This is a genomic window from Vibrio genomosp. F10 str. 9ZD137 (assembly GCF_049974785.1).
GTDB lineage: Bacteria > Pseudomonadota > Gammaproteobacteria > Enterobacterales > Vibrionaceae > Vibrio.
This window is the reverse complement of record NZ_JBNGCJ010000354.1, coordinates 1-23,935: the sequence shown is the minus strand read 5'-3', so window position 1 is coordinate 23,935 and position 23,935 is coordinate 1. Positions and strand designations below refer to the sequence as shown.

At 43.2% G+C, this 23,935-nt stretch carries 24 protein-coding genes; 15 read left to right on the top strand and 9 right to left on the bottom strand.

Annotation, left to right across the window (positions count from 1 at the left end):
* From ACP45E_RS07925 to ACP45E_RS07880, 10 genes are all read left to right on the top strand, one after another.
* Positions 1-587: NADP-dependent oxidoreductase (locus ACP45E_RS07925; RefSeq protein ID WP_141707254.1), on the top strand; the 587-nt coding region annotated here is incomplete at its 5' end.
* Positions 588-1,239: 652 nt separating this feature from the next.
* Positions 1,240-3,018: an extracellular solute-binding protein gene (locus ACP45E_RS07920; RefSeq protein WP_241824284.1), complete on the top strand. Its 1,779-nt coding sequence runs from the start codon at positions 1,240-1,242 to the stop codon at positions 3,016-3,018.
* A gap of 11 nt (positions 3,019-3,029) precedes the next feature.
* Entirely contained in the window at positions 3,030-4,118 is a 1,089-nt protein-coding gene (locus ACP45E_RS07915; RefSeq protein WP_017035658.1) for a microcin C ABC transporter permease YejB, read from the top strand.
* Between the two features lies 1 nt (position 4,119).
* A complete protein-coding gene (locus tag ACP45E_RS07910) occupies positions 4,120-5,202 on the top strand; it encodes an ABC transporter permease (protein ID WP_017039051.1) in 1,083 nt (360 codons plus the stop codon).
* Between the two features lie 2 nt (positions 5,203-5,204).
* Positions 5,205-6,821, top strand: a complete 1,617-nt coding sequence (locus ACP45E_RS07905; protein WP_017039050.1) for an ABC transporter ATP-binding protein — start codon at positions 5,205-5,207, stop codon at positions 6,819-6,821.
* Between the two features lie 161 nt (positions 6,822-6,982).
* On the top strand, positions 6,983-7,273 hold the full coding sequence (locus ACP45E_RS07900) for a DUF3081 family protein (RefSeq protein ID WP_017035655.1): 291 nt from the start codon (positions 6,983-6,985) through the stop codon (positions 7,271-7,273).
* A 118-nt stretch (positions 7,274-7,391) separates the two neighbouring features.
* Positions 7,392-8,036 (top strand): CIA30 family protein, encoded by a 645-nt coding sequence (locus ACP45E_RS07895; RefSeq protein WP_017039049.1) that lies wholly within the window; start codon positions 7,392-7,394, stop codon positions 8,034-8,036.
* 52 nt (positions 8,037-8,088) lie between these two features.
* Positions 8,089-8,304: a TIGR02450 family Trp-rich protein gene (locus tag ACP45E_RS07890; RefSeq protein ID WP_026026775.1), complete on the top strand. Its 216-nt coding sequence runs from the start codon at positions 8,089-8,091 to the stop codon at positions 8,302-8,304.
* Between the two features lie 269 nt (positions 8,305-8,573).
* Positions 8,574-9,275: a response regulator transcription factor gene (locus ACP45E_RS07885; protein WP_017035652.1), complete on the top strand. Its 702-nt coding sequence runs from the start codon at positions 8,574-8,576 to the stop codon at positions 9,273-9,275.
* 20 nt (positions 9,276-9,295) lie between these two features.
* Positions 9,296-10,597 carry an ATP-binding protein gene (locus ACP45E_RS07880; RefSeq protein WP_017039047.1) on the top strand — a complete coding sequence of 434 codons (1,302 nt, stop codon included), beginning with the start codon at positions 9,296-9,298 and terminating at the stop codon, positions 10,595-10,597.
* Here the strand turns inward: ACP45E_RS07880 and ACP45E_RS07875 are convergent.
* The 4 genes from ACP45E_RS07875 to ACP45E_RS07860 are packed head-to-tail and all read right to left on the bottom strand — an operon-like array spanning position 10,557 to position 16,062.
* Positions 10,557-11,306, bottom strand: coding sequence for a MipA/OmpV family protein (locus tag ACP45E_RS07875; protein ID WP_017039046.1), 750 nt, complete (start codon positions 11,304-11,306; stop codon positions 10,557-10,559). The genes ACP45E_RS07880 and ACP45E_RS07875 overlap by 41 nt on opposite strands.
* Positions 11,303-14,515, bottom strand: coding sequence for an efflux RND transporter permease subunit (locus ACP45E_RS07870; RefSeq protein ID WP_017039045.1), 3,213 nt, complete (start codon positions 14,513-14,515; stop codon positions 11,303-11,305). Before ACP45E_RS07870 ends, ACP45E_RS07875 begins: the two co-directional genes overlap by 4 nt.
* 9 nt (positions 14,516-14,524) lie before the next feature.
* Positions 14,525-15,589: an efflux RND transporter periplasmic adaptor subunit gene (locus ACP45E_RS07865; protein ID WP_017039044.1), complete on the bottom strand. Its 1,065-nt coding sequence runs from the start codon at positions 15,587-15,589 to the stop codon at positions 14,525-14,527.
* An 11-nt stretch (positions 15,590-15,600) separates the two neighbouring features.
* Positions 15,601-16,062 (bottom strand): DUF2141 domain-containing protein, encoded by a 462-nt coding sequence (locus ACP45E_RS07860; RefSeq protein WP_017035647.1) that lies wholly within the window; start codon positions 16,060-16,062, stop codon positions 15,601-15,603.
* A 153-nt stretch (positions 16,063-16,215) separates the two neighbouring features.
* Between ACP45E_RS07860 and ACP45E_RS07855 the strand changes: the two genes are divergently transcribed.
* The gene (locus ACP45E_RS07855) at positions 16,216-17,301 is read left to right on the top strand and encodes a DUF418 domain-containing protein (RefSeq protein ID WP_017035646.1); all 1,086 of its coding nucleotides are present in this window, start codon (positions 16,216-16,218) and stop codon (positions 17,299-17,301) included.
* A 17-nt stretch (positions 17,302-17,318) separates the two neighbouring features.
* Here ACP45E_RS07855 and ACP45E_RS07850 read toward each other — a convergent pair whose 3' ends face one another.
* The 3 genes from ACP45E_RS07850 to ACP45E_RS07840 form a co-directional block, all read right to left on the bottom strand.
* Positions 17,319-17,753, bottom strand: coding sequence for a thiol-disulfide oxidoreductase DCC family protein (locus ACP45E_RS07850; protein WP_017039043.1), 435 nt, complete (start codon positions 17,751-17,753; stop codon positions 17,319-17,321).
* A 37-nt stretch (positions 17,754-17,790) separates the two neighbouring features.
* Complete coding sequence (locus ACP45E_RS07845; protein WP_017035644.1) at positions 17,791-18,456, bottom strand: flavin reductase family protein; 666 nt, start codon at positions 18,454-18,456, stop codon at positions 17,791-17,793.
* An 86-nt stretch (positions 18,457-18,542) separates the two neighbouring features.
* Positions 18,543-18,962, bottom strand: coding sequence for a PPC domain-containing DNA-binding protein (locus ACP45E_RS07840; RefSeq protein ID WP_017039041.1), 420 nt, complete (start codon positions 18,960-18,962; stop codon positions 18,543-18,545).
* A gap of 124 nt (positions 18,963-19,086) precedes the next feature.
* Between ACP45E_RS07840 and ACP45E_RS07835 the strand changes: the two genes are divergently transcribed.
* Positions 19,087-19,635 carry an RNA-binding S4 domain-containing protein gene (locus ACP45E_RS07835; protein WP_017039040.1) on the top strand — a complete coding sequence of 183 codons (549 nt, stop codon included), beginning with the start codon at positions 19,087-19,089 and terminating at the stop codon, positions 19,633-19,635.
* Between the two features lie 113 nt (positions 19,636-19,748).
* Here ACP45E_RS07835 and ACP45E_RS07830 read toward each other — a convergent pair whose 3' ends face one another.
* Complete coding sequence (locus ACP45E_RS07830) at positions 19,749-20,288, bottom strand: DUF924 family protein (RefSeq protein WP_017035641.1); 540 nt, start codon at positions 20,286-20,288, stop codon at positions 19,749-19,751.
* 134 nt (positions 20,289-20,422) lie between these two features.
* Positions 20,423-21,223 (bottom strand): UTRA domain-containing protein, encoded by an 801-nt coding sequence (locus ACP45E_RS07825; protein WP_017039039.1) that lies wholly within the window; start codon positions 21,221-21,223, stop codon positions 20,423-20,425.
* Between the two features lie 220 nt (positions 21,224-21,443).
* Between ACP45E_RS07825 and ACP45E_RS07820 the strand changes: the two genes are divergently transcribed.
* The 3 genes from ACP45E_RS07820 to ACP45E_RS07810 form a co-directional block, all read left to right on the top strand.
* The gene (locus tag ACP45E_RS07820) at positions 21,444-22,505 is read left to right on the top strand and encodes an ABC transporter substrate-binding protein (RefSeq protein ID WP_017035639.1); all 1,062 of its coding nucleotides are present in this window, start codon (positions 21,444-21,446) and stop codon (positions 22,503-22,505) included.
* Between the two features lie 9 nt (positions 22,506-22,514).
* Positions 22,515-23,333, top strand: a complete 819-nt coding sequence (locus ACP45E_RS07815) for an alkaline phosphatase family protein (RefSeq protein ID WP_017039038.1) — start codon at positions 22,515-22,517, stop codon at positions 23,331-23,333.
* Positions 23,330-23,935: ABC transporter permease (locus ACP45E_RS07810; protein WP_069584863.1), on the top strand; the 606-nt coding region annotated here is incomplete at its 3' end. The genes ACP45E_RS07815 and ACP45E_RS07810, both read left to right, overlap by 4 nt.

The window sequence follows — 23,935 nt, the reverse complement described above, 5'->3', positions numbered from 1 at the left end:
CGAAACTCGATTTTGGGCAAGCCGCTTCGTTACCTTTAGCAGGTATCACAGCATGGCAATGCTTAGTGGATGTTGCCGATGTACAGCCAGGTCAACGAGTTCTCGTGCATGCGGGTGCGGGTGGGGTTGGTCACTTGGCCATTCAAATCGCGAAAGCAAAAGGGGCCACGGTGATTGCAACCGCTTCATCTGTGAACTTAGATTTGTTGAAAGAATTAGGTGCCGATCAAGCGGCCGATTATGCGAAAGCCCCGTTGATTGAGCAAATTGAATCCGTTGATATTGTGTTAGACACCATGGGTGGCGATGTACAGAAGACGTCTTGGGCACTGCTGAAGGAAAATGGCATTCTTGTGTCTGTGGTTGATCAGCCTGATGAAGCGGTGGCAAACGAGCACAAGGTTCGATCGGCGTTTGTTTTTATTGAACCAAGTAGTCGAATTTTGAAAGAGTTAAATCAACTCGTTGATGCTGATCTTCTAAAACCATTGATTGAACATCGATTTTCTCTAGAGCAAATAGTGGATGCGCACTTACAAAGCCAATCAGGGCGCACCCGTGGAAAGATTGTCATTGATGTCAATTAACCTCTTGGTTGAATGTCAAAAAGTGAATTGAAAGTACGAACTAATGGAAACCGCTGAAGTATCAGCGGTTTTTCCATATCTATTTCATAATTTCAGATGGTGCTGAGCGTTAGGAAAGATGTACAAAGCAGAGAACAAAAAAAAGCCTCGTACCGTGTACGAGGCGGAATTGGAGATATAAGCCGTTATTATTTTCTATAGGGTTTACGTAGCTGGAGACTGACGTTTAGTGAATATTGATTGATTTTTTATTCAACATACAAACCTTAGTCGCAATTCTACAAATAGCGATGTTTCCGATTGCAATGCATCTAATTTCCTATATTTTTGTGATCTTGGTTCAATTAATGTGGTGCTAATCGATGTTGAGTTAAGTGAAACTAGAGGGCTCTCCGATCTAACTATCGCGTTTCTATCGCCTATCGCGTTTCTAAAAACAGTCCAGTTGAGTTTACGAGACAAACTCAACAGAACAAAACCTCGCTTTGGGGAGTCTTGGGTATATACTTATCCAAGTAACTGAATTATTAATAGATATTAATGATGGGTATATTCGCTCGAGTAAGCAGCGTATATATGGTAACAAGCGCCAAGGAATGCAAAGGGAGAGGTCATGCGACAGAAAAAGCGTCTTATTTTAGGTTTGATTCTGATGATGATGGGGACGGGAGTCCAAGCAAAAGTGATTGAAACAACCCGCTTGGTCGGCTTTGGGGAAGCAAAGTATCCTGAGAACTTCACTCATTTTGATTATGTAAACCCAAATGCCCCGAAAGTTGGTAAAGTGACTTATGGCCAAATTGGTACCTTTGACAACTTTAACCGTTACGCATCACGTGGGGTCCCGGCGGCAAAATCGGGTGAGCTATATGACACGTTGATGTATTCCCCAAGCGATGAAATTGATGCCTACTACCCTTTGATAGCGTCTAAGGTTCGTTATTCAGATGACTATACATGGCTTGAAGTCGATATAAATCCTAAGGCTCGATTTCATGATGGACACCCAATAACCGCCCATGATGTCGCGTTCACTTTTGACAAGTTCAATAAAGAAGGGGTGCCTCAATACCGAGTCTACTATCAGGATGTCAAATCAGTCACCGCCGTCAGTGATTTGGTGGCTCGAATTGATATGAAAACACCCAATCGAGAAAAACTGTTCAGTCTTGCTCAAGGCATGAGTGTTCTGCCGAAACATTTTTGGGAAGATAAAAACTTTTCTGAACCCCTTTCAGAACCGCCTATCGGAAGTTCTGCTTATAAGATTAAAGAATTTAAGCTAGGACAGAGCGTCACTTATGCGCTAGTCGATAACTACTGGGCAGCCGATCTTCCTGTGAATATTGGGCGTAATAACTTTAAGCAAATTCAATATGACTACTACCGTGATGATACGGTGATGTTGGAAGCCTTTAAGGCGGGCGAGTTTGACCTGCGACAAGAGAGTTCCGCTAAGTTTTGGGCAAATTCTTACACTGGCACAAATTTCGATAAGGGCTTCATAAAAAAAGAAGAGATCGCTCATCAAAGCCCTCAATCTACGCAAGGATTCGTGTTCAATACACAGCGTGATATTTTTAAAGATCCCAAAGTTCGACAAGCGTTAAATTATGCGTTGGATTTTGAATGGATGAATCAAAATATGTTCTACGGACAATACACCCGAACTCGTAGCTATTTCCAAAATACCGATTACGAAGCGAAAGGGTTGCCATCAAAAGAAGAAATAGCGTTGTTAACACCGTTTAAAGAGAGTATTTCCCCAAGCGTGTTCACCGATGAATACCAACCACCAGTCACGGATGGTTCTGGCCGAATTCGGAGTGAAATGAGATCCGCGTTTAAATTGCTCAAAGAAGCGGGTTGGGAGCTAAAAGATAAGGTGATGACGAACGTAGAAACCGGTCAGCCATTTGAGTTCGAATTGTTAATATACAGCCCTACCACAGAGCGATTTGCGATTCCTGTGCAAAAGAACATGAAACGTATGGGTATAGAAATGAAAATCCGTACTATCGATACGACTCAGTACATAAAAAGGTGGCGTGACCGCGACTTTGACATGGTTTCAGCGTCGTATTCAGCTAACCCGTATCCAAGCCCTAACCTAATGATCATTTGGAACTCTAATTACATTGATTCGAGTTACAACTACGCAGGGGTGATGGATCCTGTTGTTGACCACTTAACCAGTGAAATCTCTACCAATCAACAAAATCCAGACAAGTTGCTAACGCTGGGCCGTGCACTTGATCGAGTGTTGCAGTGGAATTACTACATCATTCCTCAGTGGCATATTGGTCAATATCGAGTGGCGACTTGGGACAAATTTGAACGACCAGCTGTGATGCCTAAATACGATTTGGGGGTTGATACTTGGTGGGTATCTGAAGAGAAATCCGCCAAACTTCCTGAAAAACGTCGTTAAAAGAGGGTTCAATGGCTGCGTATATATTTAGGCGTTTATTATTAGTGATCCCCACTTTGTGGGCGATCATCACGATTAATTTTTTTATCATCCAGATCGCACCAGGTGGACCGGTTGAGCAAGCTATTGCGCAATTAGAAGGTCATAACTCTGGGATTATGGAGCGGTTTTCTGGTGGTGGTAATGAAGTCGAACTCACGACCGGAACGGATGATAAAGCGTCTGGCTACAAGGGTTCAAGAGGGCTTGACCCTGAAGTCGTTGAAGAGATAAAACGCCAATTTGGCTTTGATAAGCCGATTCATGTTCGCTATTTTGAAATGCTAAAAAACTACGCCATGTTTAACTTTGGTGAAAGTTTATTTAAAGGCGGCAATGTGATTGATCTTATTGTGGAACGCTTGCCTGTCTCTATCTCCCTTGGGCTGTGGAGTACGTTAATCATTTATCTGATTTCCATTCCACTTGGCATATTAAAAGCCATCCATCATGGCTCCCGATTTGATGTTTGGTCAAGCGCACTGGTGATCATTGGCTACGCCATTCCCGGTTTCCTGTTCGCGATTATTCTGATTATTGTTTTTGCCAGTGGTAATTACTTTAGCTGGTTCCCACTCAGAGGCTTAGTGTCGAGCAATTTTGACCAAATGACGTGGTATCAGCAAGTTCTCGATTACTTTTGGCACTTAGCGTTGCCAACTTTCGCAATGGTCATTGGTGGATTTGCCACATTAAGCATGCTGACTAAAAATTCATTTTTGGATGAAATTAACAAGCAGTATGTCGTCACCGCTCGCGCGAAAGGGCTGGATGAAAATACTATTTTGTATAAACACGTTTTCCGCAATGCCATGCTGATCATCATTGCGGGCTTTCCTAGCGCATTCATTAGTATTTTCTTCACAGGGTCAATGCTTATTGAAGTGATGTTCTCGTTAGAAGGGATTGGCCTACTTGGCTTTGAATCGACCATTCAGCGTGATTATCCGGTGGTGTTTAGCTCTTTGTATATTATGACGCTATTGGGGTTACTCTTAAGCATTATCTCCGATCTGACCTATACGTGGGTTGACCCTCGAATTGATTTTGAGGCTCGATAATATGAATGAAGTACAAGGGACAATGACTAAAAATCAAGACAGCATGATTAGTAAAATGCGCGCGAATCCACTGAATAAAGCACGATGGCTTCGTTTTAAAGCCAACAAGCGTGGTTACTGGTCAATGTGGGTATTTGGTGTTCTGTTCTTTTTAAGCTTATTTGCCGAGTTAATTGCGAACGACAAACCGTTAATGGTCAATTATGACAGCGGTTGGTATTTCCCCATTACTCAGCAATACGCAGAAACCGAATTTGGTGGTGAATTTGAAACAGAAGCCGATTACACCGATCCCTTTGTCACCGATTTAATCGAAGAGAAAGGCTACATTATTTGGCCTATCATCCGCTTCAGCTACGATACGATTAACTTTGATATCGCTGGCAGTGTACCTTCGGCGCCTGATTCGGTTAATTGGCTCGGCACTGACGACAAAGGCCGAGATGTATTGGCGCGAATTATCTACGGCTTTCGAATTTCAGTGCTGTTTGGTTTTGTCTTGACGATTGTCTCTAGTCTTGTTGGTGTCATCGTGGGGGCAACTCAAGGTTACTATGGAGGTTGGATTGACCTTATGGGTCAGCGATTTATCGAGGTCTGGTCTGGTATGCCAACACTGTTTTTATTGATTATTCTATCGAGTTTTGTCGAACCGAATTTTTGGTGGCTGCTGGGAATTATGGTTCTCTTTAGTTGGATGAGTTTGGTTGGGGTGGTTCGAGCTGAGTTTCTGCGGTGTCGTAACTTTGATTATGTTCGAGCGGCTCAAGCGATGGGCGTGGATGACAAGCGAATTATGCTCCGTCATATGCTGCCGAATGCGATGGTAGCCTCGTTAACCATGATGCCATTTATCCTGTCCGGTTCCGTCACGACACTGACTTCATTGGACTTCCTTGGGTTTGGTTTACCCGCAGGGTCGCCTTCGTTAGGGGAGCTTCTCGCGCAGGGTAAAGCGAACCTTCAAGCACCTTGGTTGGGTATTTCTGCGTTTGTGGTGTTGTCGTTGATGCTAACGCTGCTGGTGTTTGTTGGGGAAGCGGTTCGCGATGCCTTCGACCCACATGCTCAGGGAGGTCGTTAATCATGACTAACGAATCTAAAGTCGATGCGCCTCAAACCGTTCTGACGATCAACGATCTCTCGGTTGGTTTTGGCCGCAAGGCGGAGATAGAACAAGTGACTAGCAAGGTGTCGCTGACCATTAATAAAGGCGAGACTTTGGCGCTGGTTGGAGAAAGTGGATCGGGTAAATCTGTGACCGCTAATTCAATCCTTAAACTGTTACCAAAGGGGGCTTCCCACTACCTTGGTGGCAGCATTAATTTTAACGGTATTGATATTTTAAGCTGCTCTGAACGGGAGCTTCGTGGGATTCGTGGCGGTCGAATTGGAATGATTTTCCAAGAGCCGATGGTATCGCTGAATCCATTGCACAAAATTGGCAAGCAGTTAGTGGAAACGCTGACGATCCATCGAGGAGTGCGGCAGAAAAAAGCCGAAGAATTGGCGGTATCGTGGTTAACCAAAGTGGGGATTCGGTACCCAGAGCAAAAGATATTATCCTACCCCCATGAGTTGTCTGGGGGGGAACGCCAGCGAGTTATGATTGCAATGGCGTTGATCAACGAGCCTGAGCTTCTTATTGCCGATGAGCCTACAACGGCATTAGATGTTTCGGTACAAGCGCAGATCCTCGATCTTTTGAAAGCGCTTCAACAAGAACTCGGTATGGCAATGCTGTTTATTACCCACGATCTGAGTATTGTGCGTCGCATTGCCGATCGCGTCGCGGTAATGAAGGACGGTGAGCTAGTCGAAGTGGGTGAAAGTAAAACCGTCTTCTCTGCGCCTAAACACCCTTACACGCTCAAGCTCATCAACTCAGATCCCAGAGGTTTGCCGGTTGAGGTTTCAGAAACGGCTCCAACGTTGCTCAATGTTAACAATCTACGAGTTTGGTTCCCAATAACAAGTGGATTGTTTAAACGTGTCACCTCTCATATCAAAGCCGTGACTGATATGGCGTTTGAATTAAAACAAGGACATTCTATTGGGCTAGTAGGAGAAAGCGGTTCAGGTAAATCGACCACAGGTATGGCGATTTTAAAACTGGTTAATTCTCAAGGTTCTATCACCTATGAAGGGCATGAACTTCAAGGGTTAGATCGGAAAGCGATGTTACCGTTTCGCAGTAAAATGCAGGTTGTCTTTCAAGACCCATTTTCAGCGTTAAACCCAAGAATGTCAGTCGCTCAAGTGATAGGCGAGGGGCTGACCGTTCATCAACAACTCGATGAGCAAACGCTTGACCAAATGATTTGTGATGTGATGAAAGAGGTGGATCTGGATCCAGACACACGATTCCGTTATCCCAATGAATTTTCCGGAGGGCAAAGGCAGCGTATCGCCATCGCGCGAGCGTTGATTCTAAAACCTGAATTTATTCTATTGGATGAACCGACGTCATCACTGGACAGAACCGTTCAAGCGCAGGTCTTGGATTTACTTAAATCATTGCAGCAGAAATATAACTTAACCTACTTGTTTATCAGTCATGATCTTAACGTTGTTAAGTCGTTATGCCACTACACAATAGTGATGCGAAACGGTGAGATTGTTGAGCAGGGTGAAACGCAACAAATGTTTCGTTGCCCTCAACAAAGTTATACACAGCAGTTGGTGTCTTTGTCGAGTTTTTAACGAGAAAGGTTAACAGGCATTCGTTAACCTTCAGACTTTTCTACTTTTTAGTTCAATGTAATCGAGACCATCACTATGGTGAATGATATCTTGTCGATTGATCTAATTGTCTCTTCGTGACGTATTTATAAAACCAATAGATGGATAAACGTGGATACGCGATGAAAATTGATCAAGTAACAAAACAAAAGTTGCTCAGAGCCTTTAATCTAATCACAAGAAAAGGCAACAAATCAGACGGCGTTTATGAGTTTGCTGGTATTAGGGCTTCCCATGATTTTGATGGCTATACCTGCTGGTTGATGTACCAAGATCTCACCGTCTCTTTGGTGTTCCATGGCTTGTACGATTTTGATTATCAAGAAGAGAGCACTCTCAAGGTTTTTCTAAGCAAAGTCTCCGGTTTACTATTAGATGAAGAGAACGAGAGATTAGCTAAAGAGAGTGGTTAAACGCTCTCGGTTATCTATCGTTAGCTGAATAGCTGAATAGCTGAATAGCTGAATTTATTCGAAAACAGATGTTTGAGCCTAGGGTTAATTGTGGATCGGTAGCCAGTTGGAGATCAGTATGTTGACATCCCGTGTTCTAACAAAGGTTGCGATTGTAGTTATCTTCACTTCACTAGCACGTCCTCTGTATGCTCAAGAGATTGGAGGCATACGTTCGGTGTCAGCAATGGGTTTAGAACAATCAGAGCAGAGCGCTAATAATTATATGATTGATTTTACGAATCAAGATACTCGTCATCTTTGGCGAGTCAGTAACGACAATGTGATGGGTGGAATTTCAAAAGGCGCGGTGGTCTTAACATCAAAGAAGACTCGATTTTCAGGCACCATTTCTTTAGAGAATAGCGGTGGCTTTAGTGCGGTTTTCCATAAAGTTGATGTCATTGATGCAGATCTCACCCAGTTATCACTCGACATAGCAGGAGATGGTCAGCGTTATCAGGTCAGAGTCATTGCTAACCACCGTAAGGGCAGTTTTGGCGAAGAGCGCATTCATTACTTTCATGAATTTGATACTCAAGAGAACAAACGACAAACGCTGACGTTTAATTTGATCGATTTTCAAGCCACTTTTAGAGGAAGAAAAATAGACAATGCCCCCGCTCTCAGTTCGGAAGACATCGAAGAGATTGGGTTCTTATTCAAGAAAAACAGTGAGGATGATTTTACTCTGGATCTGTTTTCAGCCACATTTTCAAACTAATCAACTAATCAACTAATCAACTAATCGCGTTATCAGTTAGACGAGGCCAGCAGTGAACAAAATTAGCCCTAAAACACTATTGAACAGCAAATGGACGCATCTACAAGTGAGCAATAAAGAAAAACACTTTATGGTGACCTTGGTTGAGTTTGATGAAAACCAGAGCGTCATCAAATGTGTTATTGAAGCTGTAATGAACAACAACGAGTACGAAATAGACTGGCGCGAGCTGAAATCAAACAACGAATGGCGTATGGGGTGGAAATAGCCATTTCCCTCAAACGCATACGTTAAAGTGCACACCTTGATAATCAGTTGGCCGACTATTTTTTGGGGGAGGATAACGAGGCGATTTCGAACATCTTATGGTGGTAAACCGTGCTTACATAGGCTTACATTCCTCATGGCCTAGAAATTATATACTCAAGTATTGTTACTATAGATTTAAAGTATGTTTCTTCCACAAATAATGACTTGGATGTATGGTTGTCAGTTATGCATAATGGGTTATAAGGGCAGTTTTTACTGGGAGTCGGCATGGATCTATCTCATACACATGTTTTGATCGTTGAAGATGATAAGCGTTTAAGTCGCATGATGGCTGACATGTTGAAAGCGGAATCTTATCAAGTCAGTTGTGTCTATGATGGGCTACAGGCTATCCAACAAATCAATCAAGTTATCCCTGATATCGTATTGTTGGATATGATGCTGCCAGGGTGCGATGGATTGCAGGTGTTAAAAGAAATCTCTCCTGATTTTTTAGGCATCATTATCATGATCACGGCAAAAAAAGATGAGTTCTTAGAGGTATCAGCTCTAAATCTTGGTGTTCATGATTACATCACCAAACCACTTCGGCCTCATATTTTGTCGGCTCGACTTCGTGCCCTTTCTCGTCTTAACCATAATCACGTTCAAACCGTCAGCGATAAGAATCTGTTAAAAGTGCAAGATCTTACCCTGAATGTTAACTCTCGAGAATTTTGTTTAGCGAATGAAAGTCTTCAGCTTAGTGCAGCAGAATTGGAAATAATGAGTTACTTTATGCATCATCCAGGCGTGGTGTTAAACCGAGATATGCTGGTCAGTGAAGTGCGCAATTTAGAATACGATGGTTTTGACCGTTCGATTGATATGCGCATTAGCTCTTTGAGAAGAAAGCTAAAAGATAGCCAACCTCCTTATAAATACATCAAAACCGTGCGTGCTAAAGGTTACATCTTGGTACAAGAATAATCTTAAAGGTTAATCTAACTATGTTTCGTTCCCTTTTTATCTACCTATCAGCCACCATTGTGTTTGCTATTTTTTTTGCTGCTATTGTTTTAGACCCATTGTACATTCACGCGATTAAGCAGGATGAGCTAGCCTACACGCGTGGTATTAACCAAGTTGTTTCTGAGGATGTCTTTAACCACCAAGACAAACAAGCTCGCTTAAGTTATTGGGCTGAACGTTTTAGTTACCGCTTTTCTTTAAAGACATACGCTGATATTGATTTACCAGAGCCTTTGTTGAATCAGCTAAAGGGCCGTGAGGTATTTGCTGACATCAGTAGCGGTTGGGCTATTGATAATATCAATCTGTACTATTATCACCCAGGTTGCGATTGCTATCTGATCATGACAAAAAATTACGGTAGCCATGGATTGCTTCATAAATACCTGCTGAGTTTTTTGGGCATCGTTATCCTGTGTATTGCGGTATTTATTTTTTGTTATGTTTATCAACATAAAAAGCAGGTGAGAAAACTCAGCAAGGTATACAAGGCTTATGGGAAAGGTTTATTTAGTGTCCGCGCTGATACTTCAACCGCCGCGCCTTATTCTTTGCTGGCTAATACTTTCAACCAAATGGCGAGCCAAATCGAAGCTCTGTTGCAAGAACAACGTACGCTAGTTTATGGGGTATCTCATGATTTACGTACCCCCATCGCACGTTTGCGCTTCGCACTCGATATGAGTCGAGGGTGCCAAACGGTTGAGCAATACCAAGACAAGCTACAGGACATGGATTTAGATTTAGATGAGCTGGATAGCCTGGTCAATGAGTGGCTTTTTTATGCTCAAATGGGCAGCCAACCCGCATTAATAGATCGGGAAAATCTGCAACTCAGCGAATTGTTAAGCAACACCGTTAACAAAGTGAAGGTTTTGTACCCAAGTATTGAAAGCAGTCTAGATTTGCAATCTGGTTGGATAGATGGCGATACGCAACTGTTAAATCGTTGCTTTGAAAATCTCATTATCAACGCGTTTAAGTTCGCTGACAGCCAGATTAAAATTAGCCTGATTAATCGAAATCAGCAACGTGTGGTGTTGATTGAAGATGACGGGTCTGGCATAAAAAAAGAGTCTCAAGAGCAGATAATGCAACCTTTTGTGAAGCTTGATAGTAGCCGAAGTAATGAAGGTTTTGGGTTAGGACTTGCCATCGTTAAAAGCATTTTGGATAAACACCATGCCCAGTTAACCATCAAAGATAGCTCACTGGGCGGTGCGTGTTTTATGGTGATATTTAAAAGCTGTAATAAACACCAAGGCCAGAATACAAAGTAGTATCGGTATCCACCAGAGGGCTATCAGTAATGCCCTCTGAAAATTGAACAATATCTGCCATCATAAACAGTGACCAGTTTTGTGCGAAACTGTAAGTGATATTGATACCCGCACCATAACGTAGCGCAGACCTGCCCTGATAAGATGTTCTCCAAGCTTCTACTTCATTGCTTCTTACTCCGTAATAGTAATCCACTAATTTATCGCTTTCATGCTGTACAAAAATGGAGGGGGTAATTTCCCATGCTTGTAGATTCAAAGGGTACTGGTAAGAGAGTTTCACATCATAACCTTGGTGAGTATCGCTAACATCGTGCATCACATGGAGCCGCACTAGCCCTAAGTATTCGCTTAAATAGTTCGCTGCAAAACCTGCATCAATACTCGATTCTCGTTCCGCCAACCCTTTGGTATAAGCGCTTAATGTTTCGTCAAATCCCTGTAAACGCAGGGCCGCGGTTGCATCAAACCAAAAAGAGTGTGACAAAGGCATATGATAACTGGCAGAGAGGGTACTGGCTGAGAATTTCTCGCTGTCATAAGAAACAAAAGGAATCGTATAAATCTTACCTTTTGTTTGCTTGTATTCACTGGCTCCTTTAAAAGCGCCTAGACCAAGGCTGAAAACGCCTTCAGCTTGCGTTGTTACTGGGCTGCTAAGTACGGCAACGAGTAACCATTGACCGCTATTTTTTACGCTTAGTTTCATTGGATTTCCTTATGGTTTAATGGTGATTTGCTACGTGGTCTTTTTGGAAGAGGTACTTTGCGAAGAGTTGGGCCGATTAGAAAATGTTTAAGGTCACTGCTGATAAGCAAGAGAATCGGAATAAGAAATAGCGAGATGAGCGTAGAAAATAACAATCCGTAAGCCATTGATGCAGCTGCAGGAATGAGATACTGAGCTTGTTCAGATTCAGCGCTCAGTAACGGGTACAAACCTGCAAACGTGGTTAACGTGGTTAAAAAAATAGCTCGGAACCGTTCTTGGCAAGCTGAGCATAAGTGACGGATTAGATGGTTATTTCGTGCGTTATTTTTCAGACGGTGTTGATTATAAGCATTCACAATAAGCAGGCTGTCGTTAACCACAACGCCGGATAGAGCAAGCATGCCTAGCCAAGAGTAGAGACTAACGCTTAAACCGAGGTACTGGTGACCAAGAATCGCGCCCACAAGTCCAAAGGGAATGGCGGCCATGATGATCAGAGGCTGACCATAACGCTTGAGCGGCAAGGCTAATAGAACATAAATGGCTAATAGAGCAATAATGAAAGCTTGGGCGAGACCTTGATTAGCGCTTTGTGTCTCGGCTAGTTGCCCCGATCGTTGACTATTAAATTGTGGGTACGACGCCTTTATTTTTTGGACAAACTGGTCTTCAAAATATTGGTAAACCAGCTCTGGCGACGTGACAGATTTATCGATTTCCAATAATAAGTGACGGCTTAGCAACCCATTAACACGTTGAATGGAATTGTTAATGTAGCGAGGTGTTATCTCTGCTACCGCCAGAAGTGGGAAGCTTTTTCCTTGGTCATTGAAAATTAGCATCTGTGAAAAATCACTGCGAGAATCTCGCAAGGCGCGTTCTAACTGCAGAGTCACTTTGATGTTATGGCCATCTCGGTAAAAACGATCCACTTCCAAACCGCCATAAGCCGCGGCCAACTGGTCGGTCAGTGATTTGTGTGTGAAACCTAAGGTGAGTGCTTGTTCTTTCAGAGAAAAGATAAGCTGCGGCATGGGCTTAGCTTGCTGCTCTTTTACATTGCTGATCGCCTCCTGCTGTGTAAACCAATGCTTGGCCTGCGTTGATATTTCTTTGAGTATGTCTTTATTGGGGTGTTGTAGAACGATTGAGGTAGCATTATCGCCCGATCCACTTAAGGAAATCATAACTTCACTGCTTTTTACCCCTTCTAATAGACGGATGGGGGCTCGCCAAGCTTCTGCAATACTCTTGAGGCTGGTACCAGGGCGTTTATCTCTGTCTAGAGGTTGTGCAAAAACGGTGATGCTGCCTTGTTCGTCCATCACTAATAAGCTTTTATCGATCACGTCACCCTTAAGGTTATATTCAGTCCGGTAATCCTGATTAATCTGGTCTCTCACCGCTTCAATGTTGTGTTGCGCTTGTTGGATTAAAGTAAGGGGAGCGTTGTTCTCTAATTCAACAGAGAAAATAATTAGGTCTCCCGGGACATCGGGAAACAGTACGCTGCGGATTTTTCCTTGATAGAGTGCACCTAGCACAGCGATGCTCAGTGCAATGAAGCCGGTTAACCAGGCATAACGATAGCGTAAACTTAGGGTGAGAAGCCGAGCATAGATATGATGATTAAACGCATTTAAGAGCGTTTGTGGCAACCATCTGAGTTGTTGAAGATAGGTTTTTATCCGGTTGTTATTGACAGTTTTAGGCACCGTAATGTTACGTAAATGCGCTGGCAAGATAAGCTTTGATTCCAGAAGTGAAAACAGCAACGCGATGATCATTACCCATGCAAAACCGGCAAATAGACGGCCCGTTTCTGAGGGGAAAAAGGTCATAGGGAAGAGCGCTGCTACCGTGGTCAAGACGCCAAAAATAGTCGGTAGCGCGACTTTTTTAGCACCAATGATCGTCGCTTGACATTGATCAGACAGGGGGGATGGGTCTGTGCTTTTTTGTTGATGGGTACTTTTCTGTTTCTGGGAATAGATGCTTTCACCGACAATGACGGCATCGTCAACTAAAATACCTAACACCAGAATAAACCCAAAGGTGGTCACTTCATTGATCGTGTATTGAAAACCGAGAGGCCCAAGCACGATAAAAGCGCCGGAAATGGCAATGGGTAAGCCTAATGCTACCCAGAGTGCTAAGCGTATTTGTAAAAACAAGCTAAGAATAATGAACACCAAAATAAACCCTTGTAGGGCACTGTCTTCAAGCAGGTCTAAGCGTTGTTCTACGTATTGGCTGGCATCAAACCAAAGGGTAATGTGTAGATTATTGGGTAAGTTTTTTTTGAATTGTTCGACAACAAGGTGTGCTTGCTCCGATATTTCCAATACATCGCTTTTTGCAGACATCTTGATGGCAAAAGCACGGCTTAATTGGTTGTTAAAACGCAGTTTACTGTCGTGCTCAACAAAACCATCATTAATGGTCGCGACATCTTCTAGGCGAATTTTTTGTCCATTATCGAAGGTTTGAATGATGAGCTTAGATAACTCTCGTTGATGGGTGGCTAGGTGGCTGGTGTAGAGTAAAATCTGTCCATTGTCTGTTTTTAATAACCCATCTTTATTTCGAGTCGATTGCTGGCGAATGGCATGTGAAACTTGAGCGAAAGTAAGCCCCAATTCACGGACTTTATGTGGGTTGATATTGATTGAAATGGCGTACTTATTCGAACCATATTCCTCAATTTTGTGGATCTTTGGGTTGGCTAAAAGGGCTCGTTTAAGCTCTTTGCCTATTTTGATTAAACTGTCTTTATCACTATCACCAGATAACTGGACAATTAAGGCATCAAAACTGTCTTCTTTCCTTTGTACCTGTGGTTTTTCTGCAAGCTCAGGCCAGTCATAGATGTTATCCACGGCAGACTTGATGTCATCGAGTAACACTTGCATGGGGTAATCTAGCTGCTTTTTAATGGCAACGTAAGCGCTACTTTGTGACGACGAAGACTGAATATCTTTAATACCCGCAATGCCTTGTAAGCTTTGTTCAATTTTTTGGGTTATTTCAACATCAACTTGTTGTGCATTGCGCCCATCATAAAATGCGGTCACGCTAATTTCATTGGCGGGTAATTTAGGAATGATCTCTCTACGCATATTATTCGCAGACAAGACGCCACCGACTAATAATATAATCATCAATAAATTTGCAGCGATCGGGTGACGAGTAAACCAAGTGATCACGATGACCTCCTATAATTCTGCTTTGAGGCGCACTTGCATGCCCTGAGAATAAGAATTGCTGGGGTACAGAAGAGCATGCTTAGCAACGCTTTCAGCAACAGAGAAGTACACGCGTTTGTTATCTATTAAGTAGTTTTCTAATGAGGATTTACTTAGGCGCTGATGTTGGTCAATCCACCAGACTTCCCCTTTTAACGTCAGTGCACTTTCTGGCAGGCTAACGGTGTGGTGCCAACCTTCAATGGGTAAGTTGGCGTATAAATACTGACCATAAATAGGCGATGCGGCTTCAGCGACTTGCAAGTAGAGTGTTCTTTGCAAGTTACTCGCGTGCTGGCTTACACCAATGATGGTTGCCGACCATTGTTGCTGGCCGTCTAAACTGTCTAAGGTGATCGTTTGTTGCATGAGCTCATGACTTAACAAAGCAAAGTCATCAACGCTTATTTGGACTTTTATCTCTTTATCTTTGGCGGCCAATACACTGGCTACACTACTACCCGCGCTGATAAATTCCCCTAACCGAGCTGAAATTTCCCTTATTTCCCCAGAGAAAGGCAAACGTACCGAGGTGGCGCTCAGGTCTTTCTGGGCGTGTTTTAAGCGTATTTTTGCGAGTGCTAATTGTGCTTGAGCTTGTTTGATCATTAAGCTACCAGGGACAAAGCGTGTGCCCGCATTTTTTAACGCGATCTCTGCGTCAATTAGGCCAGATTGAGCTTGTGCCAACGTGATTTGGTAAGGTAGCGGATCAATTTTCAGCAGTGCCTTGCCTTTCGGTAACAACATGCCTTTTCTAAACGCTTCCGAAATTTCGATGATGGTGCCCGAGACTTGCGGGGTAATTTGGCTGACTTTTACCGGCTCAACAAACGCCAAGCGTTGTAATGTTGGCATCTGAGTAATAGGTTCAGTCGCCACTGCTGAAACCAAGGGAATGCTGGTTGAGCTCTTTATGGGAGCAGGAACAATCGTCGATTTTTCCAGGTCATCTAAGACCACCAGCAAAATGAACATTGCCATCGAAAAAGCAAAAATTTGTCTGACTCTTACATGGAAGATAGTTTTGAGCATGCTAATAACGCCTATTGCAGGTTGAGAAACAGCTGAGCTTTGGGGCTACTAAATTCAAATCGGCTTTGTAAATAAGTAGGTTGGTTATTGTCTGCGAGGTCGACAGCACTGATCGCTAATTTTTCTGTAGGAGAACCTAGAAAGTTATAATTTAATGTTTGGTCTGAATTTTGGTCGTGAAAGGCAAAAATAGCGTAATCACCGTAGGGTAATGATTGAAAAGAACACTGCGCTTTTAGGTTATTAATTGCTGTATGGCAAACCGAATAGGAAGGGGATTTATTATTAAATTGGTCAGTGCTGTTCATTAAGTGCAGTTCAATATGGCCTTGATCGTTTCGGGCGCTATTGATGATCACGATGAGTTCCCCAGTCGCTTTATTTTGTTGCTCTTTCTCTGCTGCGTTCAGTATTGCGGAACATAAAACGCAACCCGTCATCCCCACTGTAAAAATCCAATTTCTCATCTTCATCGCTGACTCCCTAAATAATGCGAATTATCTTAGGCAGTCCAATTCAATTGTTCAGTAAGGCTCTGTAAGCCGTGACTTACAGAGCCTTACAAAAGCGGTGGAAGCTTTGCATTACTCTATTTGTTATCGAATTGACGGATAAACGGAGTAAGCATGAAAGCCAGGAATACAGGGTTAGATTTATCGAGAGCAGTGGCTGTTTTTGTGATGATTTTTGTTAACTATAAAGTGGCCATGGAGGTAGAGTTCGGACATCCATTAATGCTGTCATTGAGTGCTCTTTTTGAAGGTCGAGCCGCGGCTTTATTTGTCATTTTGGCGGGCATTGGTATCACTGTCGCGACCAATAAGGCTCGCATAGCAAAGGAGGGTCGTTCATTAAAACAAGCGCGCATACGTTTAGTAAAAAGAGGCATGGCGTTAATCGTGCTTGGGCTCATGTTTAGTTTGGTTTGGCCAGCCGACATTTTGCATTTTTATGGTGCTTATTTTATGTTATCTGCTTTATGTTTTACCCTAACGAACAGGCAGTTAGCCTCCATTGGTGTTTTCTGTATTGTTTTGTTTCCTGTTTTATTGATGATGTTCAATTATGACGAGGGTTGGGATTGGTCGAGTTTAACCTATGTGAACTTTTGGTCCTTCGATGGGTTTCTAAAACAATTGTTCTTTAACGGTTTTCATCCGGTTTTTCCTTGGTTTTCTTTTCTTTTACTCGGTATGTACTTAGGGCGATTAGATTTATTCGATAAGACCCTAAGAAAGAAAATACTGCTTATTTCATTATCGCTATTCATCGCTGTTGAAGTCGGTTTCTTCATGTTACGTGAACAGTTGATGGGGGCGGGTGAATATTTAACCGAATTAGAAATTCAAGAACTCTTGCTGCTGCTCAGTAGGGAAATGATACCTCCGATGCCGCAATACATTATCTCAAGCAGCGCCAGCGCGTTAATAGTTCTAATGGCATGTTTACAGCTTGCTGACTCAGGAAGAAATAGCATAGTCGTTGAATGGATAGCGAAAACCGGACGCCTGGCATTGTCACTTTACATTGGGCATATTGTCGTGGGGTTAGGGTTATTAGACATACTGGGGTTATTTGATAAACAATCACTGACGGTGGTATTTTTCAGTACGTTACTCTTTATCGACTTTAGCATTCTATTTAGCGTGGTATGGTTAAAACGCTTTGATACCGGCCCACTTGAGTGGCTATTTAGAAAAGTAACGAGTTAAGGGTTCGTTACTTTTGCTTACTGCTCTTTATGATGGCTTTCTTTACGATTTGGCGACTTACCGTAACAGGCGTTCGTTGAGCATTGTTCAGCGGTTACGCCAGGCAGCCTCGACAAAACAGCAGACACCTGATGTCGGTATTTTGCAATAGCCAAATATACCCAGTGACTGACTGTTTTGATGACAGGCCAGTTCAACGGAGCGACCCAAAATCCTTTCCCCACTAGCGTCCATGCGCGGTGGGTGACTTGGAGACCGAGTAACAGTTCGCCTTTGTACGTACCATGTAAAATCTTCATTGCTTTTGAAAAATCAATATTGGGATAACGAGCTGCAAAATTGTCTTGGTGGATATTGACAAGCTCGATGAGATCATCGGTATCGTGTTGTTTCAGGTGGCGCATTTCTGTGGCACACATCGGACAGTGCCCGTCATAAAAAATCGTTAACATGTTCGCTTTCCTAATCGGTATCACCGGTCGAATTATTCTAACTCGTGGTTGCTATTTTTGCGCCATCGAGCGCAATGGATCGAGGCATGCTGTCTGTCTTCGCGTAACTCAAACGAGAGAGTCGGTGACTGGTATGGTAATTATCTAACCCAGATATGCTGGTGGTTTTGAGTGACTCGATGTCGATGTAACCATCTTCTTGAATCACTGTTTCTGGGCACAGAATGTCGGTGATTTCTCCAATCACAAGTTGAGTATTATTCAATGCAATGGGCACTATCTCTCTTAACGTTAGCGCGTATTTCAGCATGCTCTCTTTAACGAATGGGGCGTCATAGCCGTGGATGTATTGTTCTTGTAATCCTGTTTGTTGGAATTCACTGTGTTCTCTAGAGTACCGAGCCGAGGTTTGATGCGCTTGTATGTAAAACTCTTCGCTAACCTGATTGATGGTGTATTGCTTAGTTTCCAAAATATTGTCAAGCGTATGGCGAGGAACACTGGCTGGTCGAATAATGAAGCCCACTAACGCAGGCGAAGCGCCAAGGTGAATCACTGAACTAAACATAGCAACGTTGGTTTGCCCCTGAGTATTAACCGAGCCAATGAGGTTTGCGCTTTTAAAACCTGACAGGCTGTTAATTAAATGGGCTCTGTACCGGTTGTTCATTTCGGTAAGTTGCTGCGTATTAATGTGTTTCACTGCGGTTACTCATATGGCGATTGGTTTGTTACTAATACGTTCCCTGCTCAGTTTTAGATCAATCGCTTTGGGTTATTCGCCTTCAGCTATTCGCTTTCAGTTCCTTGCTTTATGTTATGGACCACCAATTCAGTGAAACCTGTGTTGGCATCTTCTTCGCGTGTGAATGAAAGGTTCGAATAGTGATGAACGATAAGCTCGGCGGTTGTGTCAATAATGTTCCCATCAAGCAAGTGCCCACCTAACACTTGCCCTGCGTTATCCGAGACTGAAATATGAATATGTTGGTGGTCTGGCGTCAGTGTCCCCATGACAGACACGATTTCAAACGGTGCTGTCATTTGGAGTCTTTCTGTTGCACCAGCCAAACGAAGATGGATAGAAGACAAGCAACCCACACATGAGGCGATGCTACCCGCTTGAATGTTGTGTTGGGTGATAAGCTGCTGAATGGCTTGTTTCAAGTCGGTTCCTTGAGTCAACCTAACTGCGATGGGAGTAAGCATAAAATGATTCCATAAGACGGCTTGAATAGCCCTGAAAGTAACTTTAGTTTATTTGTTCAAAGCGAACGTATACACTGCCGATCATATCACTTTAAGACAACCAGATTAATTTAGCGATCACACTATGAATCATGACCAACACGACCAAGATCCAAACTATCAAGAGCCTGATTACGATGACGCCTCTCACGAAGAAGAGTATGACGGTGAAGAAATTGAAATAGAAGCGATCGGGATTGATGTCTCTTCTCATCCCATCGAGCTATATAAAGTGTTTAAAATTGCTAACTTAGTCGGTGGTGGTGGAGAAGCAAAGCACTATATCTCTGAAGGTTATGTGGCCGTTAATGGTGAATTAGAAACCCGTAAACGTCGTAAAATGTACAATGGTGATTTTTTCGAATTCAACCAAGAGTATTATGTGGTGGTGTGTGATGCGCCAGTCACTGAACCTCAAGAGAAAAAAGACAAAAAAGAGAAAGCCGCAGAGTCAAAAGCGAGTAAGACTTCAAATAAGAGCAAGACCCCGGCTAAGAAAAAATCGTCAAAGCCAGCGAAGAAAGAGACCAGTAGCAGCCTTTCAATGAGCAATCGATCCGCCAGTAAAAAAGCAGAGCAACCAACGCAAACCAAAGACGACAAAAGCGGTCGACACTCTATCGATTTCTTCTAAGTATTGAAAATGCCAAGCCTATGACTTCAAAAATAGGCTTGGTTTTCAATGCCAATCTGTATTAATTCAGACGAGTTCTGACACATCGAGTCAACCGCACTAAAACGAACGCACTAAAACGAAGAGTTAGGCTGGGTAAGAAACTCGACTTCTTCCTCGGTTGATGTTCGACCGACAATGGCATTCCTATGCGGATAGCGGCCATATTTTTCAATAATATTGCGATGCTTTATTTCGAATTCAACATTCGCGTCAATCCCATTTTCTTTGTATAACTCAACGGCAATATCATGAATCGCCAGTGACTCACTGTGCATGTAGGGCATGTAGAGGAAGCTTCGCTCAATCGCGCTCAGTTCTTGGTCTTGTCCAAGTTCAATGGCGGTTTGTGCCAAGGCTAGGGCTTGTGAGTCAGAGGCAAACGATTTAGCGGTGTCTCGAAACATGTTTCTAGAAAACTGGTCTAACACAATGATTTCAGCCAAACGTCCTCTTGCTGAGGATCGCCACTCGAACAGCTCCCCTTTTACTGCTTGTTCATGAAGAGACAAAAATCGGCTCGTAATCAGAGTATCGATTTGCGTATCTTTTACCCACCATTTAGATGGGCCTAATTCATCAAACCAAAATAATAGAACGTCATTGTATGTCATAGAATATTTCCTAATAGTCCATTAATGAAAGCGGTTAGCTCTCTAGGTTTTTGTCATGTTATCGCTGTTAGCCTTAAACTTTAGATGACTGATGTACTTGACGTTAAAGAGCCAGTATCGCATTAACCATTACATTATTTTGAGTTACTATCAATACAGATCATGACCGCATCGGGGCGCCAGTATTCGAGTTCACAATCCATGATTTCGCCATCTTGCTTGTAGTTGACTCGTGAGATCTTTAGTACAGGTTGCCCTTCTGCAAGGTTTAATGCTTTTGCAACATGGTGAGGAGCAGAGGTAGGGATGACATCAAATCGAGAACGCTGTGTCTCGTAGCCGTATTTTTCACGGTAAATACTGGTCAGAGAATCGGTTAAGTTCTCATCTAGGATATTAGGAAACAGCTCAGAGATGAGGCAGTTCTCTACATAGAGAACGACACGTCCGTCAATAAATCTTAGCCTTTCAATGATCTGAATTGGCGTGATCTTATCGATGGCAAGTGCGTTTGCATAGTCGCCACTGGCCAATTCACTTCTTATACTTATCAGCCGAGTTTCAGCGACGCGGTCTTGATCGCTAATCATATGGTGGAAGTGGCAACGTGAAAGCGGGTTGTAGCGAATTCTTTTGGCTGACACAAACCATCCCCGTCGTTTTTCCCGATAAATTAGCCCTTCGGTTTCCAGCGAGGTAAGCGCATCTTTAATGGTGATCCTTGTGGTTGCAAATAAATCACTCAGCTTTCGTTCCGAAGGCAGCTTTTGCCCAGTTCGTAAAACTTTACTGCGTATTTGCTCGCGGATACTGCCCTTTATTCTCGATATCTGCGTGGGCCGATTGATCCCCTGTGGTGGTGATAGCGAGGGTGATTGAGCAGGTACTTGCACACTGAGTAAGGAATCGGAAGATGAATTTAATTGAGTTGTCATTGACCTAGTCCATTGATTTTATGGGGTCTACGTTAAGTGCAAGAGGTAACACTTTCATGACAGGCGTATAGTTAACCTCTCTTCTGCTGCGCTTTCTTTCTGTGAAATCAAAACGTCATATAAATTCAATAAAAGCGTCTTTATAACCAAGCGAATTTGTAACATTCACTTAATAGTATAAAACACGAATTTACTGACCTAGTCCAGAAGGATAGCGACAATGAACACTATGTTTACCTCCGCAACGACATTAGCACTGGCAACAACGCTTGTTTCTGCCCCTGTTTTAGCAAGCGACTCTGATGTACAACAACTTATCAAAGCCGCGCAAAAAGAAGGCGCGGTGTACAGTGTCGGCATGCCAGATAGCTGGGCAAACTGGAAAGATACCTGGCAAGATATCAGTGCTAACTACGGGCTCAAACACCAAGATACCGACATGAGTTCAGCGCAGGAAATCGCAAAGTTTGATGCAGAGAAGAAAAACGCAACTGCGGATATCGGTGATGTTGGGTTTGCCTTCGCTCGCGTTGCGGTTAAGAAAGGGGTGACACAGCCTTACAAACCAACAACATGGAATGACATTCCTGATTGGGCTAAGGATAAAGAAGGGCACTGGGCTCTGGCTTATACCGGAACGATCTCTTTCATCTCAAACAACAACCTTGTGAAAAATGCACCAACATCTTGGGACGATATTCTCAAAGGGGATTACAAAGTCACTGTCGGTGATGTGGGTGTTGCAGCGCAAGCAAACAACGCAGTACTGGCGGCAGCATTTGCCAATGGCGGGGACGAGACGAACTTGGAACCCGCGTTAGAGTTTTTCTCGAAGCTGGCGAAACAAGGCCGACTGTCTTTTACCAACCCAAGCATTGCTAATCTTGAGAAAGGGGAGGTTGAAGTCGCGATTCTATGGGATTTCAATGCGCTCAATTATCGTGATCAAATCAACCGTGACCGATTCTCGGTAAACATTCCACAAGATGGCTCTGTCATTTCTGGCTATACCACCATCATCAACAAATTTGCGAAAAATCCTAATGCTGCAAAGTTGGCGCGTGAACATATCTTCAGCGATAAAGGACAAATTAACCTTGCTGAAGGCTACGCACGTCCTATTCGTTCATCGGTTGTTCTTCCTCAATCGGTACAAGACAAGCTGATACCGAATGATCAGTACAGCAATGTTCACCCAGTTAGCGACTTTACTGCGTGGGAAAAATCCGCACGTAAATTGCCACGTCAATGGCAAGAAAACGTCCTCATTCACCAGCAGTAAGAAGTCACTATGAGCAATAAGGTTATCCTTGTTGTTCTTGATGGACTGAATTATCAAGTAGCCCAAGAATGTATGGGCTACTTAAACGGTTTAATAGAACAGCAAAAATCAACATTATACAAACTGCGGTGCGAGTTACCTTCTCTTTCAAGACCTCTGTATGAGTGCATTTTAACGGGGGTTGTTCCGGTACTTAGCGGTATTGTGAATAACAATATCGCACGCCTTTCGACTCAGGAGTCTGTGTTTAGTCTGGCACATTCACAGGGAAAAGTGACGGCCGCTGCGGCTTATCATTGGGTGAGCGAGCTCTATAACCAAGCCCCTTTTGATGCAGTGCGAGACCGTCATACTAACGACGAATCACTGAATATTCAGCACGGGCATTTTTATCACTGGGATCACTATCCAGATGAAGCGTTATTTCTTGACGCTGAATCACTAAGGCAGCGTCACCAGCCCGATTTCTTATTGGTTCACCCAATGAACATTGATGATGCTGGCCACAAATTCGGATTGGATTCTCCCCAATACCGAAATGCTGCGAGAGCGGCCGATAGCTACCTCTCGAACTATATAGATTCATGGTTAAGCAGCGGCTACCAAATAATGATCACGAGTGATCATGGAATGAACAATGACCGTTCTCATGGCGGTATCTTACCTGAAGAGCGCGAAGTGCCATTGTTTGTGATTGGTGACCGATTTACCTTACCAGCATCACCACAACAGCTCGACATAAAGCAAACAGAACTGTGTGGCATGTGTTGTCAATTACTTAGTCTGGATCATGACAAACTTTACTCACCGGAAGTATTCGTATTATGAGTCACACCGTCCTACCACATCAGCCACATTCTACTGAGCTTAAAGGAACGACAAGAAAAACAACATTATGGCGAAAATTAAAACCTGCGTTGTGGTTTGTTCCGTTTGCACTGTTCTTTTACTTATTTCAATTGGCTCCCATGGTTTGGGTACTCATCAATAGTTTTATTTATGAAGAGTCGTTTGGCCTTGAAAACTATTTTGATGTGTTTGATTCAAGTTTCATGCTGCAAGCGTTCGGTAACAGTCTTTGGCTATCTATCTGGTCGAGTGCTATTGGGTTAGCCGTTTCTGCCCTTTTGGTGACCTCATTAAGAAGAGTCGATAGCAAAATTCGCGATGGTGTCATTGCCTTTACCAATATGAGCAGTAACTTTTCTGGTGTTCCCCTCGCTTTTTCGTTCATCATTGTTTTGGGCATGAATGGCGCCGTCACTTTGCTGCTCAAGCAATACGGCTTGATTGATGATTTCAATCTTTATGGCCAATGGGGGTTGCTGGTTATCTATGTCTATTTTCAAATCCCGTTGGGCGTGCTGCTGCTTTATCCTGCCTTCGATGCATTAAGTGATGATTGGCAAGCCGCATCAGCACTGCTTGGA

What these genes read in the sequence shown, in the direction of transcription:
- ACP45E_RS07840 (WP_017039041.1), bottom strand. Translation starts at nt 18,962, where the DNA reads ATGCTTACTCCCATCGCAGTTAGGTTGACTCAAGGAACCGACTTGAAA.
- ACP45E_RS07830 (WP_017035641.1), bottom strand. Translation starts at nt 20,288, where the DNA reads ATGACATACAATGACGTTCTATTATTTTGGTTTGATGAATTAGGCCCA.
- ACP45E_RS07875 (WP_017039046.1), bottom strand. Translation starts at nt 11,306, where the DNA reads ATGAAACTAAGCGTAAAAAATAGCGGTCAATGGTTACTCGTTGCCGTA.
- ACP45E_RS07860 (WP_017035647.1), bottom strand. Translation starts at nt 16,062, where the DNA reads ATGAAGATGAGAAATTGGATTTTTACAGTGGGGATGACGGGTTGCGTT.
- ACP45E_RS07885 (WP_017035652.1), top strand. Translation starts at nt 8,574, where the DNA reads ATGGATCTATCTCATACACATGTTTTGATCGTTGAAGATGATAAGCGT.
- ACP45E_RS07880 (WP_017039047.1), top strand. Translation starts at nt 9,296, where the DNA reads ATGTTTCGTTCCCTTTTTATCTACCTATCAGCCACCATTGTGTTTGCT.
- ACP45E_RS07915 (WP_017035658.1), top strand. Translation starts at nt 3,030, where the DNA reads ATGGCTGCGTATATATTTAGGCGTTTATTATTAGTGATCCCCACTTTG.
- ACP45E_RS07855 (WP_017035646.1), top strand. Translation starts at nt 16,216, where the DNA reads ATGAAAGCCAGGAATACAGGGTTAGATTTATCGAGAGCAGTGGCTGTT.
- ACP45E_RS07900 (WP_017035655.1), top strand. Translation starts at nt 6,983, where the DNA reads ATGAAAATTGATCAAGTAACAAAACAAAAGTTGCTCAGAGCCTTTAAT.
- ACP45E_RS07815 (WP_017039038.1), top strand. Translation starts at nt 22,515, where the DNA reads ATGAGCAATAAGGTTATCCTTGTTGTTCTTGATGGACTGAATTATCAA.
- ACP45E_RS07850 (WP_017039043.1), bottom strand. Translation starts at nt 17,753, where the DNA reads ATGTTAACGATTTTTTATGACGGGCACTGTCCGATGTGTGCCACAGAA.
- ACP45E_RS07920 (WP_241824284.1), top strand. Translation starts at nt 1,240, where the DNA reads ATGATGATGGGGACGGGAGTCCAAGCAAAAGTGATTGAAACAACCCGC.
- ACP45E_RS07865 (WP_017039044.1), bottom strand. Translation starts at nt 15,589, where the DNA reads ATGCTCAAAACTATCTTCCATGTAAGAGTCAGACAAATTTTTGCTTTT.
- ACP45E_RS07825 (WP_017039039.1), bottom strand. Translation starts at nt 21,223, where the DNA reads ATGACAACTCAATTAAATTCATCTTCCGATTCCTTACTCAGTGTGCAA.
- ACP45E_RS07820 (WP_017035639.1), top strand. Translation starts at nt 21,444, where the DNA reads ATGAACACTATGTTTACCTCCGCAACGACATTAGCACTGGCAACAACG.
- ACP45E_RS07905 (WP_017039050.1), top strand. Translation starts at nt 5,205, where the DNA reads ATGACTAACGAATCTAAAGTCGATGCGCCTCAAACCGTTCTGACGATC.
- ACP45E_RS07895 (WP_017039049.1), top strand. Translation starts at nt 7,392, where the DNA reads ATGTTGACATCCCGTGTTCTAACAAAGGTTGCGATTGTAGTTATCTTC.
- ACP45E_RS07835 (WP_017039040.1), top strand. Translation starts at nt 19,087, where the DNA reads ATGAATCATGACCAACACGACCAAGATCCAAACTATCAAGAGCCTGAT.
- ACP45E_RS07910 (WP_017039051.1), top strand. Translation starts at nt 4,120, where the DNA reads ATGAATGAAGTACAAGGGACAATGACTAAAAATCAAGACAGCATGATT.